Genomic DNA, 16,205 nt, shown 5'->3' with positions numbered 1-16,205 from the left:
ATAAAAAAGCCGCGATTGCTGAAAGCAACGCGGCTTTACTTAAATGACCAAATCGACATCAGTTGAGATGAAAAATACGCCGTATCTGCTCGCGCGCTTTCTTTCCATCCGCGGCATGGAGCTCCATCAGCAAAGACTGATCGCTCAGCCGATGTAGCCGAAAATGATTGTAGAACGCCTGACCCAGACGCTGTCCTTCAAACAGTCCCTGTTCCCAATGACCGATAAATTCGTCGAACGCTGCTCTTTCGATTTCAAAGGGTGAACTATCCAAAAAAGAGTCTCAAAACTTAGATGTGGTGAAAGCAACTGCCCGTGGACTGCTGATTATCGATCCTCACGTGTGTGCCAGATTCGCAGCAAGTAAATGGCAGAACCCACGATCTCGTATCGCATCTCGTAATGCCCCACAAGAACCCGACGTACATCACGTGGTTCGAACTCCTCCAACCGTTCACCCAAACGCGGGTTCCCGATCAGCATAGTTGGAGCCGCTGTAAGCTGCTGTACCGTCCGTGCTGCTGCGGGTTGATTCACGGTTGCCAAAAATTCATAAAGTCTCGCCAGATCAGAAAGCCCTCTGCTCGTCCACTTCAACTCCATTAGCGCGGTACCGGCAATGGACTGTCTGTGGTCAAGCTATCGGCCCAGGCCTGAACGGCTTGGTGGTCGATGACACGACCAGCATCCACATCAGCCAGCGCTTCAATGGTCAGTCGGCTGCGCTCTTCCTCTTGATCGATCCACGCGCTCAACGCCTGTTTGACGATCCAGTTACGCGAGCGCTCCAGGCGTTCGGCCATCAAGTCGACCTTTTCGGCCAGTTGCACAGGAACATGGGCGGTCACAGATCGGGTTTTTACAGGGGTAGCCATTTGAGTAACTCCTCGGGCGACTGCTGAGGTGAATAGACAAACCACTTGATGCCAGCTTAGCCGCGATGATTGATTGAGCTTATTACCAAGACAAACAGAGGCGAAGTTAATCATGGTTAATCGTAATACTCCATTTCCCTGATCGCGCCTTCGAGCGGAATTTGTGAAAGCAGACCTGCAACTGATGAACGGTCACACTTGCCTCTCTTGGCTTCAACCAGAGCCCATATCTCAACCATCACCTGCTCATGCGCAAGGTTAGGGCGCGGGTCATCGATTGAAGCTTGGACTTCGGCACGGAACCAACGGTCATAACTGGCTGCCTGCTCTTCGCTTTCGAAATCTGGAACAGTTGTGGAAAACAGGGGATCCATGGTGCCTCCGGACCGAGGGTAAAAACGCGGTCTCTGTTCTTCATCGTTCCCACGCTCTGCGTGGGAATGCCTCTGGGGACGCTCCGCGTTCCAACTCGCGAATTTGACGCAGAGCGTCAAGGGCTGCATTCCCACGCAGAGCGTGGGAACGATCAACAGAGGGTTGCTTAATCGTGCAGTTCGACGTGATCGAGGGCCTGATTCACCGCCAGTTCGCCCAGCATGACGACTTGTGCAATACCGAGCGCGGTCTTGCGGTGTGAGGGCGGCAGCGAGGCGGCGAAGTTGTTGAGCATTTCACTGGCCGAACCGAGGGTTTCGCTGGCGTTGGCCAGTAGAGACTCGGTGTTGTACCTGGGGTTGGCGAAGTACATGGGCTCCGGCTCGTTAGTGCTGGACATGATCGGAGCGGAAGGATTCAGGTAGTAATCGAGCGCACGGTCGGCGGCTTCGTGGAGTTTTTTGCTGTCGACTGAGGCGTAGGGGGATGTGGTGTCGGTGGTGATTTCTGATTCTGGCGGATTGGGTGTTGGTTTTTTCATGATTATTTACCCTGTATGACGGTTATAGCTGGCCCCCCATTCGGTTTCCAAGCGAATAGGTGGCAGCTGTACGCAGGTTGGAAACCCGGGACAGAGGCAACCCGGCAGACACAAGGTCTCCCACGCACAGCCGCCATAACAAAGTGCACACAGTGAAGGTGCGCAAGGATACGTTATGAATGGCGCTTGTGCGCTCTGTAGTTACTCGGGTTTCCATGCCCGGCCGCTGAATTGGCAGCGACGAACACAGGCTAGAGACCGGACGTCCGACGGACAACCTGAAAACATTGTGGGAAGGTTCCGCCGATTCAGACACTTTTTTAAACAAACTTCAGATCGTAACCCTCACCCTAGCCCTCTCCCGGAGGGAGAGGGAACTGACCGAGTGGTTTGGTGGAAGTACGCCGACGTGCGCTATCGCGTTGAACTCGGACTTTGAAAAGCACACAAATCGGCCCCCTCTCCCTCCGGGAGAGGGCTGGGGTGAGGGGCAAATCCACCACAAATCCAAAGCCGACCACGCTGCGCTCCTCACCACTCAACAGGATGAGCGTTAGCTCGGCTGCTGCTCTTGATCTTGATCCACCGGCCCCGTCGGCAGGCTGAGCGGAGGGATTTATCCGGGGGAAGGCGCGCAGCGCCGTGCGGCGAAGCCGCATACATCGAAAGGAGGTGCAGCGCAGCAAACCGGAAGCGATGCCCCCGGATGAAGCCCGTAGCGAAGGAACCCCGAGCCCCAGCGAGCGGGCCGAACGTTGGGGCAAGCCTTTTTTTGCTTACTTTTTTGAGGCGTTTGTCAAAAAAGTGAGTCGCCGTCAGGGCGAAACCCTAAGCAGCCGTTACCGCAGCAACGGATATGTACTCAATCAACAAGAACCTGGTCGGCCCAAAGGCCGCCACGTTCACTCAACGTCAGCCTCAGCCTCAGCCCCCGGATCAACCTTGTTCTGACTCAAATACCGATTCAAAACATCATCCTGAGAAGGCGAAGAACTATCCCCCGCCACCTGCCACAACCGCCGCTCAATCCCCTGCGCCACCATATGCCCCACCGCCGCCTCAATCGCCGACAACACACACAACTGCGCCGGCTCATTCGTCGTATAACCCACCTCGGCCTCGAGCAACTTCTTGAACTCGATAAACTTGAACACCCCGGCACTGCGCGCCACCGAATAAATCGTCTTGCTGGTCATCACATTCGACAACACCTGCCCACTGCGCACATCCACCGCACGCAAGTTGACGGTCACCTGATCCACCCGATACTCCCGGGAAATATCAATCCCCAGATACCGCGCCCCTTCCCCACCACTACGCACATTCGTGTCGTAAGCGATGATTCCGCCTTCAAGCATCATGTTCGCCGCCTGCAACGGTGGCAGCTCACCCTGAATATTCACCGGCGTATTCGGCTTCTTCTGCGAGGCGCGAATAATCTTGCGCTCGGTCAGAAGGTTCTGCAGCCCTTCGCGCTCCAGCACCACAAACCATCCACTGGCCTGCATCGCGTCCATCAACATCGAGGCCGCGCCCTGGGTCACGCTGGTGGAAAACGAACTCGCCGGCGTCGGCTTGTACTGCCCGGTCTGGTCACGGAAGCCGTACACCACCGCCATCAAACGCCCCTTGGGTCGCGGCATCTTCAGCAAGTCGTAGTAGGTCGAGGCCCTGGGGGTCAGGGTCGGGGTTTCGGTGTCCTGCTCGGCCGACATCGGCTCACGCAGACTGCACCCTTGTAATGTCGCCAACATCAGCCCTAGCGCGATGATCTTTTTCATGTCCGTCTCTCCCCGGAACCGTCAGCCCGTCATGGGTTGAGGCCGTTCACCTGAATTTCCGAAACTTCACCAGTCGCTCGGTCGGTCACTTCAATGCTCAGTGCCCCGGAGTCGTCGATGACGTTGACGATAAAAGTGTCGGTGGACAGGCTCCCCGTGTTGCCGGTGGAGATGTTGTCCAGCAACTGCCCTAGCAGCCGCGATTGCAATTGACTGGTGAAGCGCTCCAGCGCCGAGGTGCCGGCCACGGTCGAGCGGCTTTTGAGGTCCGGGTCGTCGTGATCGTTTTGCGCCTGGGCGTTGTTGAGCAGCCATGTGCCGTTGAGCGGGTTGCCGCCGAACGACGGGTTGACCGGCGTGTAGACCAGTTCGGTGGCCTGGACGGCGGCAGCGCTGGCAAGGCCGATCAACAACCCCGAGATCCAGAATCCGCTGCGCCGTGAGAACGTTGTGGTTTTCATAGTTCGTCCTTCTCAAGGTCGGTGGTGTCCTGCAACAGAGCCTCCAGCTTGCGCTGGACAACCTGGCGTCGAACCCAGTCAGCGGCCGCGTAGGCCTCTTCCTTCAGTTCCACAGTGTTCGGCGGCAGGAAGCGCCGATACACCAGGCGTTGCTGATATTCCACGGTCACCAGGCTGCCCCAGCGCGCGTCGGGCCGCTCGCGCACCACCAGGTTGAAATCCATCCGGCTGGTGTCGCGCAGGCGTTCACTGAACGAGTAGTAAAAGTCGTGGCCGATGTGCGAGATCGTGTCGTCGACGATGAAGCCCATCAATTCATCCTCTTCAGCGGCGTGAGCGCAGCCCACCACGACACTGAGGATCAGCGCGCACATCCACTGGCGGCTCATGGCTGCAACGCCTGCGGCAAGACCGAATGGCCTTTTGCCGGGCCGTTGGTGCCGTCGAGGAAGGCTTTTTCGGCAACGAACTGCCAGTCCGAATAACGCTGCATGCCTTGAAAATCCGACCACTGCGTGGGGAAGTCTGCCTGCTTCAACGGCACCTCGGTCGAAGGGCTGTTGAGGCCGGTGATGCGTCCGTCAAAACCCCGTTGCAGTGCCCATTCACCTTTACCGATCGGGTCCGGATAGAGCTGACGCAGATGATGCCGAGCCTCCGGAAAACGTTGATCGTCGAGCAGGTCAGCGAGTTCTTTCGGGTACTGCGCCAGCCCCGGCGAACTGCGGTAGTAGCTGCGCAGCGCCTGGGCATATTGCGTGCCGACCCAGAGCAATTGCTTCTCCCGGTCGCGGCGCGAGGCGGTCGACCACAACTCGCCGGCACTGGCCAGGCCCATGCCCATGACGACGATCAGAAACAGCACGCCCAAGTAGGTGAAGCCACCCTGCTGCGCGCGGTTACCACTCGGAATACTGGCTACCATCACGCGCCCTCCCGTTGGCACCGCTTTTGATATCGGCCACGCCGCCCGCGACGCCTTCCGGTGGCGCGATCAGCACCCACAGGTCTTTGCGTTCGGTGATCGGGTCCAGTGGCGCGTTGCGCAGGTAACGTTGTTCGATCAATTGCTCGATGGAATCGGGGTAGCGCCCGGTGTCGCCGTAGTAGTGATCCAGCGCTTCGCGCATCGCCGACAGGCTCTGGCGCAAAGTGGTTTCCTTCGACGCTTCGAGGCTGTTGAAGTAGCGCGGCAGCGCGATGGTCATCAGCGTGGCGATGATCGCCATCACCACCATCAGCTCCAGCAAGGTAAAACCTTTTTCCCGGCGCATGAGGTTCACCACTCGCGGTAGGCGATGCCGTTGAGGCCCTTGCCGCGTGCCGTGGAGTAGACGTCGAACACGTCCTCGCCATCGCGCGGGTTTTGAGCCGAACTGTTGTAGGCGCGCACGCCCCAACCCCCTTCGTCATCACGTTTGGCCGGCACCAGCGGATCGCGCGGGATACGGCGTAAAAAGTAGAACTTGGCACCCTTGGCACTGCGCACATCACGCACCCCTTCGACCAGCACTTGCAGGTTCGGCGGGTAGCCGCTGCTGTTCATCGACTTCTCGATATACCCGGCGTCGAAGGCACGTTTATAGGCGTCGATGCCATCGCGAATCTGATACAGCGCGGTGCGCAAATCCTGCTCCTTGCCGCGCCGCACCACGGTCTCGGTCAGTGGCGCGGCCATGCTCGCCAACAGGCCGATCAGGGCCAGCGTCACCACGACTTCGATCAAGGTAAAACCGCGCTGGGAGGCGTTCATGATCAAGGCTTCTCGACGGTGACACGGGTGGTCGCCACGGCCGAACTGCCGACAGCGCGAGGCTGCACAACAGGCGCTGGCGCGGTGTAGGTCTGCATCGAGCGATCCGGCGCCTGAATGTGCATGCTGGTTTCGGTGCCGGTGGAAAACTCCATGTCCGAGGGGCTTTGATAAGGCAGGTTGCGCACGATCCGTGGGGTGATCGACAGCACCAGTTCGGACTTGCCGACGGTGTCCTTGTTGCTGCCGAACAGTCGGCCAATGCCAGGTATGTCGCCAAGGCCCGGAATCTTGTTGCCGGTGGCGCCGTGGTCGTTGCGCATCAGGCCGGCGAGGATCTGCGTTTCGCCGTCATGCAGGCGCAAAGAGGTCTGCGCGTTGCGGGTGTCGACCTGCACCGGGATCGTGCCCTGGCGGGTCGGTTCCAGCGGCGTGGCGTTACTCACTTCCAGGGCAATCTTGATCGCCACTTCGTTGTTCAAATGCACGGTCGGTTGCACTTCGAGCTTCAGACCGACATCCAGGTAAGTCACGCTTTCAGTGATCACCGGGCCTTGGGTTGAAGGCACTGAGGTGGCGCTGATGATCGGTACGCGCTGACCGATGTGGATACGCGCCTGCTCACGGTTGCTGACCCGAATCACGGGGCTGGCGAGGGTGTTGATGTCGTTGTCCTGCGCGTTGATCTTGGCCTGTGGCGATGGCGAGATGCTGATGCGGCTGGAGTTGATGCCTTTGAGTTGATCAAGCAGTGTCACCGCCGAACCGTCGCTGTTGACCACACCAAAGGTGTTCGGCCATTGCAGGCCCAGGTCGAGAATGCGCTGGGTGGCGACTTCCATCACTTCCACTTCCAGCACCACTTCGGGGTTGGACTGGTCTTGCGATTGCAGGAGTTTTTCCGCCATGCGCACGGCGTCTTCGGTGTCGCGCATGGTCAGGGTGTTGAGGCGTTCGTCGACGAACACGTCGCGGGTCTTGAGCATGGTTTTGACCATGTTCAACGCGGTGTTGGCATCGATGCTGGTCAGGTAGAAGGTGCGCATCACCAGCTCTTGATAGTCCTTGAGCTTCTGTGGCGAATCCGGGTAGATCAGCAGCGTGTTTTCGTTCACCACTTTCTGGTGCAACTGGTTCTGTTGCAGCAACAGTGTCACCGCGTCTTCGATGCGCACGTCACGCACGAAGATCGTCGCTTTCATGTCCGGGCGCAGGTCTTTGTCGAAGATGAAATTCAGGCCGGCGACCTGCGACAGCACTTCGAAAATGGTTTTGAGGTTGGCTTCGCGAAATTCCAGGGTTACCGGGCGGTCGAGCTTGGTGCGCAGTTGCGGATACGGGATCACGTTGCGGCTCTGCACCAGGCGGATGTTGCCTTGCAGCTCCAGCGCGCCTTCGTTGGTCGGGTCGAGTTCGAGGATCTGTTTGACCTGCCGATCGGCACCGTAGATGTCACCCCGGCGCAAGTCGCCACGGGCCAGTTCAAGCTTCTCGTCCATGCTGCGCAGGTAGTCGAGTTGGCGCAGGGCATCCTGGGCGCGGCGGTTGTTCGGCTCGATGGTCAGTACGCGGTTGTAGGCGGTGCGCGCCGAGGCGAAATCGCGGCGTGAGCGGTCGGTGTCACCGGAGGTCAGCAATGCAGTGATCGCCTTGGCCCGGCCGCTGTTGAGCAGCAGGTGCAACTCGGTGTCGCGAGGATCCTCGCGCAAGCCTTCCTCGACCCGGGCCAGCCCGGCCTCGTATTGGCCCTGCTCGATCAGGTCGGCAGCTTCCTTGTTGGCCACCTGCGCAGAACTGCACGCGGCCAGCCCGGCGCAGAGGCCCAGGCTCATCAGTAAAAGGGATCTGTTCATTGCGTACTCCCCACAGACAAGGTCTGCGACAAATGCAAAGGCAGGTAGACCAGACTCAATTCCAGTTCGGAAATGCCGGTGATCTTCCAGGTGTCGTCGATCACATCCCCGTTGCGCACGACGTAGATCTTTTCGCCGCTCTGCAAAAAAACTTGCAGGTCGCTGCGGTCATGCAGCTTGCCGACGAACTGAAACGGCACCGGTGGCAGGCTCGGGGCAGGCACCACCGGGGTTGGCGTAATCGCTTGTTCAGTGACCGTGGCCAGGGTTGGCGCGGCCTTCCAGCTCTTGGTGGCGAACAGATCACCGGCCGGGCTCAAGTCCTTGATCGGCGCCGCTTTGACTTTGCCGCTGCTGGCCGGCAACGCACCACGGCTGGCGCTTTTTGCAGGCGTCGCTACGGCCACTTCAGCCGAATCGGCGTCTTTGCTCGGCGAGAGAAATTCCGGCAACCAGGCCAGCGCCGCCGCCACGCCGAAGAACGCCACCCAACCTGTCACGCGCTTGGTATTCATCACGACCTCGACAGGTAAAGGGTCATACGGATCCGGCCGTTGAGGTCGGTGTCGCCAATCTTCTTGCGTTGAAACTCGACGTCTTCCACCACCACCGCCGGCAACTGGCCGAGCAAGGCGTGCAGGAAGCGGCGCAGTTGCGGATAGCTGCCGCGTACCGGCAGCAGAATCTGGTAGCGCGCCAGATGGGTTTTCGGATCGACGCCGAGGGCGTATTCGCCGCGTGCCAGGGTGATGTGTTCCTGGGCGGCGAGCGCGTAGATGCGGTCGATGGCCACGGTGGCTTGCGGCTGCGCCGGCAGCTTGTTGCGGAAATCGTCGAGCTGACGCTGTGGCACCACCGGCGGCGCGATGCTGCCGTCCTCCACCTTGGCCAGATACTCGCTGGCTTCCTGAGTCTGCTGGTTCAGGTGCTGCAACGATTGCCAGCCCGGCAGCAAGCCGCCCAGTGCCCAGATCAGCGCGATCAACAACAGCGCCAGCCCGGCCAGACCCGGCAGGCCAAGGCCTTGCAGGTATTCGTGGACGATCAGTCTAGGGATTCGCATCGCCAATCTCCCAAGTCGCCGACAGGTTGAATTGCACCGGTTGTTCCGGTGATTTGACGACAATTTCGTGGCTCAGCAGCGACACGTCGGACAGCTCGTCGCTGGCTTCCAGACGCTTGTGGAAAGCCAGCATCGCTGGCAGATCCCGCGCTTCGGCGCTGATGCGCAACTGGCCCTTGCGCGCATCCGGGGTCAGGGTCAGCAGCGCGATGTCCTCGCGGGGCATGGCCTCAAGCATGGCGAACAGGCGTTCCCACGGGCGGCGCAGTTGCTGCGAGACCTTGCGCATTTCCGCAAGGTTTTGCGCTTGCTCACGGGTTTCGGCCGGGCTCAAGGTGCTTTTGCTGGCACTGTCGCCGGTGAGCTGGCGTTGTGTGGTTTGCAAATGACCTTGCTGTTGTTCGGCCTGGGCATCGAGGTGCTGTTGCACGCCGAAACACAGCAGCGCCAGCAACGCGCCACCGCCGAGCAGGCTCCAACCCAACAGGCCGGAGCGTGGACGTGGCTGAAAGTCGAGGTTGAGGGCGCGCATGTCAGGCCACCGCCCGGGACATGACGTACAAGCCGTCACGCACGGTCATCGAGTCGTCTTCAAGGGTGCGCAGTTGCACCCCGGCCACGTCCGGATGCGCATCGAGGCGCGCCGGGGCATGCAGATAAACGTTGAAGGCGCGTTCGCTGGTCGACGCCTGCAACTGCCGTTCGCGACCGATCAAGGCACTGAGCGCTGCATCGCTGTCGCTGCCACCCGCCGAGCGCACGCCTGCCCAACGCCCTTCCCGGGCCAGCAGCAACACGCTGCGTTGCGGCTCGGCGACCACGAAGAGGAAGTCGCCGGCGTCGAGGCTTTTGTCGAAACGGTTGAACGCCGTCATCAGGTATGGCTGCACCGAGCGCAGGCGCACACCACGGCCGCTGACCAGTGCCCGCAGGCGATCGAGCAAGTCTTGCGGCAAGGCGCTGGCGATGCGGTCGTAACCGGCAGGCTCGGCAGACAACACCAGAGTCCAGGTTTGCGTCGGCACGCCGAACAGGTCTTCGAAGCACAGTTGGGCGAAGCCCCTCAGCTCATCCGGGCTGCTGATTTGCGTGCTCCACGGCACCAGACAGAAACGGCTGAAGTGGCCGGAGATCACCACGCTCAATTCGGCACCGGCGCGGGCGTGTTCACCGAGTAGACGGTCGAGGGTGTCCAGCGCCACCGCGTAGCTCTGGAAGCCTTCGTCGATGTAACCGACGCTGCCCAGCCACAGGGTTTCACTGCCCCGCCGCTGCCCCAGGCCAACACCGCTGGCGCCGAGCACGGCGACAAAATGTTCACGAGATAAAAGTGACACGATTGATCTCCTCCAGCGTGGTGCGACCTTGTTCCACCAGCTCCAGCGCCGATTCGCGCAGCAGGCGCAAACCACGGGCACAGGCCAGGGCTTTGATTTTGGTGATGGGTTGGCGCTCGACGATCATCTGCCGCAGCTCGTCGTCCAGGTGCAGCAACTCGGCAATCGCCGTGCGCCCGCGATAACCGCTGCCCCGGCAGTGGCCGCAGCCTTTGCCGTGAACGAAGTGGTAGTGGTCGACTTTCTGCGGGTCGAGGCCCGAGGCGCGCAGTTCTTCATCGCTCGGGTTGACCGGCGCGCTGCAACTGCTGCACACCAGCCGAATCAGGCGTTGGGCGAGGATCGCGTTGAGCGCCGACACCAGGCTGTAGGGGTCGATTTCCATTTGGGTGAAGCGGCCAATCACGTCGAAGACGTTGTTGGCGTGGATGGTGGTGAACACCAGGTGCCCGGTCAGTGCCGATTGCACGGCGATCTGCGCGGTGTCCGGGTCGCGGATTTCGCCGACCATGATCTTGTCCGGGTCATGACGCAGGATCGAGCGCAACCCCCGGGCGAAGGTCAGGCCTTTTTTCTCGTTGACCGGGATTTGCAGCACCCCCGGCAACTGATATTCGACCGGGTCTTCGATGGTGATGATCTTGTCCACGCCGTGGTTGATCTCGGTGATCATCGCGTAGAGCGTGGTGGTCTTGCCGCTGCCGGTCGGGCCGGTGACCAGCACCATGCCGTAGGGTTCGGCGGCGAGGCGCCGCAACTGGCGCAGGGTCTCGTCTTCAAAGCCCAGCGCTTGCAGTTGCACGCCGCAGACCTTGTCGGCCAGATCCTGTTTGTCGAGCACCCGCAGCACCGCGTCTTCGCCGAAGATGCTCGGCATGATCGATACCCGGAAGTCGATCTGCCGGCCACTGATACCGATCTTGAAGCGACCGTCCTGCGGTACGCGTTTCTCGCCGATGTCCAGTTCGGCCATGACTTTGACCCGCGAGATCACCTGTTCGGCAAACTCGGCGCCCTGGACTTTGCTGATGTTGTTGAGCACGCCGTCGATGCGGTACTTGATCACCAGACCGTGGCCGGTAGTACCGAGGTGGATGTCGCTGGCGTGCATTTTCAGCGCGTCGTAGAGGGTCGAGTTGACCAGCTTCACCACGCTGCTGGCGTCTTCGCTGATGCTGGTCAGCGACAGGCTTTGCAGGGTGTCGATCTCGCTGTGGGTGTCGCCCTGGGCGTTCAGCGATTCGACAGCGTGGAAGCTCTCTTCGTGGCGTGCCAGATAGGCCTTGAGGTCGTCTGCGTGTACCAGATGCAGCGGCGCCCCGTGCAGGCAATCGTCGATCCAGGCCAGCCGCGCCGAATCAAAGGGGTCGGCAAACACGCCGATGACTTCGTCGTTGTGGCGCAGCAGGATGAATTCACGTTTGAGGCATTGTGCGAGGGTGACCCGGTCGAATACCGGCGTCGATTGAAACAGGCTGTCGGTGTCGAGCACCGGGTAATGCAGGGTGGCGCCGAGGCAATCAATGAACGGCATCGGCGCCAGTTCGCACAGCACGCCGAGCGCATCAAGAACGCGTTCCCCGGAACTGGCGGCCCGCGCCCGGGCCTGGGCCAACTGCTCACTGGAAAAGCGTAGCGGTGCGCTTTCCACCACCAGCGGTTCGACGACAACGGACAGACGTTCCATGGTTTGCTCTCCAACCGGGGCTTAAAGCCCTGTCGGCGCGACAAACCCTGGCGGCAAATGCCGGAACGTCTGATCGCGCCACTACTCCCCGGTGAGCATTTGATCGTCGTCCGGTGCCTTGGATGGCGACTGTCGTCGTCGATCCGCCAGCACCCAACTGCCATCGTACAACTGCAACGGGAAGCTCTCGGTCCTGCTCTGGCGTCGTTCGACGAAACCCTCGGAAGGGTTCGCACCGGGTTTCGCTTCGCGCTTGAACCCCAGAAGGTCGCAGACAGCTCGGGCCAGTTCCGCCAATGGAAACGGTTTGAACAGGATGTGGCTGACTTCCAGTTGCCGTGCCCGCTCACAAACTTCAGCGGTCGGGTGACCCGTTATCAGCACAAAATGACACGCCCTGTTCTGGCGGACCGCGTCGAGCACCTCAAAGCCTTCCATATCGGGCAAGCGGTAATCGAACACCAACACGTCGGGGGCAAACGTTTCGGCTGAACCGATACCCGTCGCTCCGTCATGTGCAATCCGGACGTCCAGCCCCTGCGCCGACAGATAATCCTGAAGATTCTGTGCAAGCAGCTGTTCGTCTTCGACAACCAGTACTTTGTTAACCAAGGTCGACTCCTTGAAACCCGCAAGTCCGAAAACTGAACCCGCTGGAGTGCGCCTTACCATGGGTAACGCACACTTCATGCCAGGCTGAGTGCCGGTAAATTTTAGTCTTCATGTCCTTGAATTTCATGACAATGCCCGCTCGTCCCGGTACCCCGTTCCCCAAAAACGGGGAAGCACCTGAATGGGCATCGAAGCCATTCCCCACTAATGGGGGGGAACCTTCAATCGTCGTCAATTCGTTCGATCCTGTTCTGCGCCCGCAATTGCGCGAGCACTTGGCGACGAGCCTGGGTCTGTTGCTGTCGGGCAAACTCGCCCGTGACTGCTTCCAGCCCCTCTGATTGTGGGACATCGCTCGCCTCCAACTGGTTCTGCAAATAAATCAGATGCCAACCAAACGGTGATCGCACCGCACCGCTGGCAAACCCCGAAGCGCTGATGATAGACGCTCGCATCTGATTTAAGCGTAGACGTGCCTGAGCCTGCGTGGCGGCATCGGCGTTCGGCGCGACTTTGATCAAGACGTGCCTCGTCTGGGTGAACCGCTGCCGGATCAGGTCGGCGAACATCTGCTGCGCGGCCAGTTCGCGACGCATGTACTCGACGTACGAGGCTTCATCGAAACCCGCCTCCTGCAAACGCCGGTTGAAGTTCTCGGTGCCGCCGATTGTAGTGCGAGTCTGTTCGACCTGCCGGCGCACGCTTTGCTCGTCAATCACCACGCCACGTTTGCGCGATTCCTGCCACAGCAGCTCTTTGTCGATCAGCGCATCGAGCGCGGCCTGACGCAGCTGTTTATAGGCTTTGGGATTGCGAATGCTCGCCACCGCGCGGCCCTGATCTTCCAGGTACTCGGCGAAGAACCGCTCAAGGCGAAACTCGGAGATTTCCTCGCCATTGACCCGCGCAGCCGCTGGCCCATTGTTGGCCAAGGCTACGGGCAACCAGCATGTCAGCAACAGCATTAACGTTCTGAGCTTCATGATCAGAGCCTCCGTTCAGGGGCTGGCAACAATCGGTTTATAGGGTGCAACCAGATAAAAGCGCTGATCCGGTAAATCCACCGTGACGACATGCGCGCCGCTCAACCCCAGGCGTCGTCCGGGGCCGAAATTGAGGCGCGGGGTCAGACCGGTGTCGAAGTCGTGCAGGCCTTCCAGCGCGGCCACCAGCTTTTCGCGGCTGGCATCGCGTCCGGCCTGTTTCATGCCTTCGCTGAGCAGCAACATCGAGGCGTAGGCGCCGACCTGCAGCACTGCGTGCTGAGCGCCAAGGCCTTGATGCTCGCGCAGCAACGTCAGGGCCATGCGTCCGCTCTGGGTCCAGTCGCTCGGTACGAACGGATAGGCGAGGAACACCCGCCGGGAAAAGCCTTCCGGCACCTGCATCAGATCCCCGGCCACCTGGCTCGAGGCGGCGAACAGGTACGGCACCTGCCCGGCACTTTGCAAGCGTGTGGCCAGGCGACTGAAGCCAGCGCCGCTGCCCAGATAGAAGACTGAACGCGAGCCCAACGGCAGCGCATCCGCCGCCGGGTCATAGACGTGTACCTGGACGTTCTGCCAGCCGTGACCCTGCAAATACTGACCCAGGGTTTGCGCCGCTTGCGTCTGCGTGGGGTCGTCCGCACAGGCAATCAGCGTCGGCCCTTGCAGCACGCGCAAGCTGGCCGTGGCGTAATCGGCCAGGGCAATCAGTTGCTCGCGCAATCCGGGCAACGGTTCGAAAATCTGCGCACTGGCCTGCACCGAGCCGAGCAGCGACAACGGCCCGATCAGCGGCACGCCGGCCTGCTCCAAACGGGTTGCCAACGCGCTGTCGAGGGCCGGCGCCAGCGGCGCGATCAGGGCGAACACCTGTTCCTGCTCGATCAGCCGCTGCAACGCCTGTTCGGCACTGGCGCGATCCGGGCCGGGGTCGATCACCGTCAGGCGCAACTGCCGGCCATGAATGCCGCCCGCCTGATTGATCCGCGCGACACTGCCGTTGAGCACCGCCGCCACCGTGGCGCCCTCCTCGGCTAACGGTCCTTGGCTGGGCAGTAACGTACCGAGGCGCAAGGTCTCGGTATCGAGACCGGGGTCGCGCTCATCGGCCAGGCGTTTAAGGTAGGCGGTGAGGTTGCGCTGATCCTTCATCGACAGCAGAAAGCGCGGCATGCTCGGGTCGAGACGGTTGTTGCCGGGGTCACGTCCCTGCTGAATCACCCTCGCCACGCTGCTGTCGGTGTAGGCCGGATAGTGGCGGCCGTTGACCTGTTGCTGGCCATAACTGCTGGTCAGCCGCGACCAGTTCAACGCCGGCGGACGCACCCCGCCTTCGGGCCGGCCGAGGCCATCGGCGCCGTGGCAGTTACTGCACGGCAGGCTGGTGGCCGGCAGCAACACATCCGCCGCGCCGACCCGCGCCATGATCGCCTCGCCACTGGCCGACAGACCTTCGCGGTACAGGCGCTTGCCCGCCGCTTCTTCGGGCGTCAGCGGCAGCGCCGCCGCGCCAAAGCTGACGCTGGCGAGCAGGAACAGGGCGAGAACACGGCAGCGCTTCATGGTGCGTGCTCAACGGCCAGCCACGGGCATTGTCAGCAACTGCAAGCGCTGGGCAATGGCGGCGGCCGGGGCATCGGGGCGGATTTTGCTCCAGCGTTTGTTGGCGACATCGCCGACGATCAACTGCGTGGAGTGTTGTTCCGGTGTCGGAATGATCTGGCCGATACGGCTCAACACCAGGTCCATCTGCGCCTTGTCGCCGGTAAGAAAAAGCCAATGAGGGTCATCGGAACCCTGCTTCAAGGTGTAAGCCTTGAGCACCGCCGGCGTATCGCGCAGCGGGTCACTGGTAAGGGAAATAAAGGTGATGTCCTGAGCCTTGTCACCCAGCAACTCGCGCACTTCCTTGAGTTTGCGGGTAATCAACGGGCAGGCATCGTTGCAACTGGTGAAAATCACGTTGAGCAGCACCACGCGGTTTTGCAGCGCGTCGCTGTAGAAGCGCAGGGTTTCACCGTTCTGATCCTGCAACGGGGTGTCGGTGAACCAGGTTTTAGCGTCGCGGGTGCCTGTGGCCGGTGCCGCCGCTACGCTTTCAGTTTTGGTGTCAGTAGCCTCGGGAGCATGGCCTTCGTGGGCAACGGCGACGTTGCCGAAAATGCACAAGCACGCGGTCAGGGAAATCCAGTCGAGGGCTCTCATGGCTGTTGCTCCATGGCAATGGCGGTGTGTTTGGCGTGGGTGCGCAGGCCGCTGAGCTTTTCCACTTCCTTGGACAGCAGCGCCGGATCGGTGAAGCCGTAATAGCGGGTCCAGTGGCGGCTATCGCCGTCGCCGACGAGGATCAGCGGTTGATGATTCTTCAAGTCGCCGCTGAAACTGCCCAGCCCCTTGAGGGTTTCGGTGATCGATTGCGACGAGCCGGTCAACCAGCTCCAGCCCGGGCCACGCTGGAAGGTGCGGGCGTATTCCTGCAAGCGTTTCGGGTCATCGCGTTGCGGATCAACGCTGATCGACACCAGTTGCACTTCAGTGCCTACCCGTGCGCCCAGCTGCTTTTGCACCTTGCCCATGATCGAAGACACCACCGGGCACACCGTGGTGCAACTGGTGTAGATGAAGCTCATGACAACGATTTTGCCCTGCACCAGATCCTGCTCCAGGCGCACGGTTTTGCCGTTTTGATCGAGCAACGAGACGTTGGCGAATTTGACTTGAGCGTTTTCCTGCGAATTGCTGGGGACGGCGGCTTTGTGCCCGGCATGTTCGTCGGCTGAATGGGCCTGAGCCTGGTGAATGCCCACGCTCAGCAGGCACAGGGTCAACAGGCCACGGGATGCAAATCGGTTCATGTCGAAATTCCTCTTCATGAGAACGG

Annotated in this window: 21 protein-coding genes and 1 pseudogene; all 22 read right to left on the bottom strand. The window is 60.8% G+C overall.

Annotated elements, in window-relative coordinates; translation table 11 throughout:
• Nucleotides 1-58 precede the first annotated feature (58 nt).
• Nucleotides 59-274 carry a hypothetical protein gene (locus IAI51_RS02365; protein ID WP_187677018.1) on the bottom strand — a complete coding sequence of 72 codons (216 nt, stop codon included), beginning with the start codon at nucleotides 272-274 and terminating at the stop codon, nucleotides 59-61.
• Nucleotides 275-327: 53 nt separating this feature from the next.
• Entirely contained in the window at nucleotides 328-603 is a 276-nt protein-coding gene (locus IAI51_RS02360; protein ID WP_187677017.1) for a type II toxin-antitoxin system RelE/ParE family toxin, read from the bottom strand.
• Nucleotides 603-875, bottom strand: coding sequence for a CopG family ribbon-helix-helix protein (locus IAI51_RS02355; protein ID WP_187677016.1), 273 nt, complete (start codon nucleotides 873-875; stop codon nucleotides 603-605). The genes IAI51_RS02360 and IAI51_RS02355 overlap by 1 nt, the downstream gene beginning before the upstream one ends.
• 191 nt (nucleotides 876-1,066) lie before the next feature.
• A pseudogene (locus IAI51_RS02350) lies at nucleotides 1,067-1,249 on the bottom strand (antitoxin); the annotation flags it as partial.
• A gap of 167 nt (nucleotides 1,250-1,416) precedes the next feature.
• Entirely contained in the window at nucleotides 1,417-1,791 is a 375-nt protein-coding gene (locus IAI51_RS02345) for a DUF6124 family protein (protein ID WP_187677015.1), read from the bottom strand.
• A gap of 902 nt (nucleotides 1,792-2,693) precedes the next feature.
• A complete protein-coding gene (locus IAI51_RS02340; RefSeq protein WP_187677014.1) occupies nucleotides 2,694-3,572 on the bottom strand; it encodes a CsgG/HfaB family protein in 879 nt (292 codons plus the stop codon).
• A gap of 29 nt (nucleotides 3,573-3,601) precedes the next feature.
• Nucleotides 3,602-4,033, bottom strand: coding sequence for a curli assembly protein CsgF (locus IAI51_RS02335; RefSeq protein WP_187677013.1), 432 nt, complete (start codon nucleotides 4,031-4,033; stop codon nucleotides 3,602-3,604).
• Complete coding sequence (csgE, locus tag IAI51_RS02330) at nucleotides 4,030-4,422, bottom strand: curli production assembly/transport protein CsgE (protein WP_187677012.1); 393 nt, start codon at nucleotides 4,420-4,422, stop codon at nucleotides 4,030-4,032. The genes IAI51_RS02335 and csgE overlap by 4 nt, the downstream gene beginning before the upstream one ends.
• Nucleotides 4,419-4,958, bottom strand: coding sequence for a type II secretion system protein (locus tag IAI51_RS02325; RefSeq protein ID WP_187677011.1), 540 nt, complete (start codon nucleotides 4,956-4,958; stop codon nucleotides 4,419-4,421). The genes csgE and IAI51_RS02325 overlap by 4 nt, the downstream gene beginning before the upstream one ends.
• Nucleotides 4,933-5,307, bottom strand: a complete 375-nt coding sequence (locus IAI51_RS02320) for a type II secretion system protein (RefSeq protein WP_187677010.1) — start codon at nucleotides 5,305-5,307, stop codon at nucleotides 4,933-4,935. The genes IAI51_RS02325 and IAI51_RS02320 overlap by 26 nt, the downstream gene beginning before the upstream one ends.
• Nucleotides 5,308-5,312: 5 nt before the next feature.
• Nucleotides 5,313-5,786: a type II secretion system protein gene (locus tag IAI51_RS02315; RefSeq protein ID WP_187677009.1), complete on the bottom strand. Its 474-nt coding sequence runs from the start codon at nucleotides 5,784-5,786 to the stop codon at nucleotides 5,313-5,315.
• 2 nt (nucleotides 5,787-5,788) lie between these two features.
• A complete protein-coding gene (locus IAI51_RS02310; protein ID WP_187677008.1) occupies nucleotides 5,789-7,639 on the bottom strand; it encodes a secretin N-terminal domain-containing protein in 1,851 nt (616 codons plus the stop codon).
• Nucleotides 7,636-8,154 carry a hypothetical protein gene (locus IAI51_RS02305; RefSeq protein WP_187677007.1) on the bottom strand — a complete coding sequence of 173 codons (519 nt, stop codon included), beginning with the start codon at nucleotides 8,152-8,154 and terminating at the stop codon, nucleotides 7,636-7,638. Before IAI51_RS02305 ends, IAI51_RS02310 begins: the two co-directional genes overlap by 4 nt.
• Nucleotides 8,154-8,702, bottom strand: a complete 549-nt coding sequence (locus tag IAI51_RS02300) for a GspMb/PilO family protein (protein ID WP_187677006.1) — start codon at nucleotides 8,700-8,702, stop codon at nucleotides 8,154-8,156. Before IAI51_RS02300 ends, IAI51_RS02305 begins: the two co-directional genes overlap by 1 nt.
• Entirely contained in the window at nucleotides 8,689-9,234 is a 546-nt protein-coding gene (locus tag IAI51_RS02295) for a PilN domain-containing protein (RefSeq protein ID WP_187677005.1), read from the bottom strand. The genes IAI51_RS02300 and IAI51_RS02295 overlap by 14 nt, the downstream gene beginning before the upstream one ends.
• A 1-nt stretch (nucleotide 9,235) precedes the next feature.
• The gene (locus IAI51_RS02290; protein WP_187677004.1) at nucleotides 9,236-10,039 is read right to left on the bottom strand and encodes a hypothetical protein; all 804 of its coding nucleotides are present in this window, start codon (nucleotides 10,037-10,039) and stop codon (nucleotides 9,236-9,238) included.
• Nucleotides 10,020-11,726: a GspE/PulE family protein gene (locus tag IAI51_RS02285; protein WP_187677003.1), complete on the bottom strand. Its 1,707-nt coding sequence runs from the start codon at nucleotides 11,724-11,726 to the stop codon at nucleotides 10,020-10,022. Before IAI51_RS02285 ends, IAI51_RS02290 begins: the two co-directional genes overlap by 20 nt.
• An 81-nt stretch (nucleotides 11,727-11,807) precedes the next feature.
• Nucleotides 11,808-12,338 carry a response regulator gene (locus tag IAI51_RS02280; RefSeq protein WP_187677002.1) on the bottom strand — a complete coding sequence of 177 codons (531 nt, stop codon included), beginning with the start codon at nucleotides 12,336-12,338 and terminating at the stop codon, nucleotides 11,808-11,810.
• A 221-nt stretch (nucleotides 12,339-12,559) separates the two neighbouring features.
• A complete protein-coding gene (locus IAI51_RS02275) occupies nucleotides 12,560-13,321 on the bottom strand; it encodes a SurA N-terminal domain-containing protein (RefSeq protein WP_187677001.1) in 762 nt (253 codons plus the stop codon).
• A gap of 15 nt (nucleotides 13,322-13,336) precedes the next feature.
• Nucleotides 13,337-14,887, bottom strand: coding sequence for an ABC transporter substrate-binding protein (locus IAI51_RS02270; RefSeq protein ID WP_187677000.1), 1,551 nt, complete (start codon nucleotides 14,885-14,887; stop codon nucleotides 13,337-13,339).
• 9 nt (nucleotides 14,888-14,896) lie between these two features.
• On the bottom strand, nucleotides 14,897-15,529 hold the full coding sequence (locus tag IAI51_RS02265; RefSeq protein WP_187676999.1) for an SCO family protein: 633 nt from the start codon (nucleotides 15,527-15,529) through the stop codon (nucleotides 14,897-14,899).
• Nucleotides 15,526-16,179, bottom strand: a complete 654-nt coding sequence (locus tag IAI51_RS02260) for an SCO family protein (RefSeq protein ID WP_187676998.1) — start codon at nucleotides 16,177-16,179, stop codon at nucleotides 15,526-15,528. The genes IAI51_RS02265 and IAI51_RS02260 overlap by 4 nt, the downstream gene beginning before the upstream one ends.
• Nucleotides 16,180-16,205 lie beyond the last annotated feature (26 nt).

The sequence above is a fragment of the Pseudomonas sp. N40(2020) genome, from assembly GCF_014472415.1.
Taxonomy (GTDB): domain Bacteria; phylum Pseudomonadota; class Gammaproteobacteria; order Pseudomonadales; family Pseudomonadaceae; genus Aquipseudomonas.
Note: the sequence above shows the minus strand (reverse complement) of the source record. Positions and strands in the feature narration are given on the sequence as shown.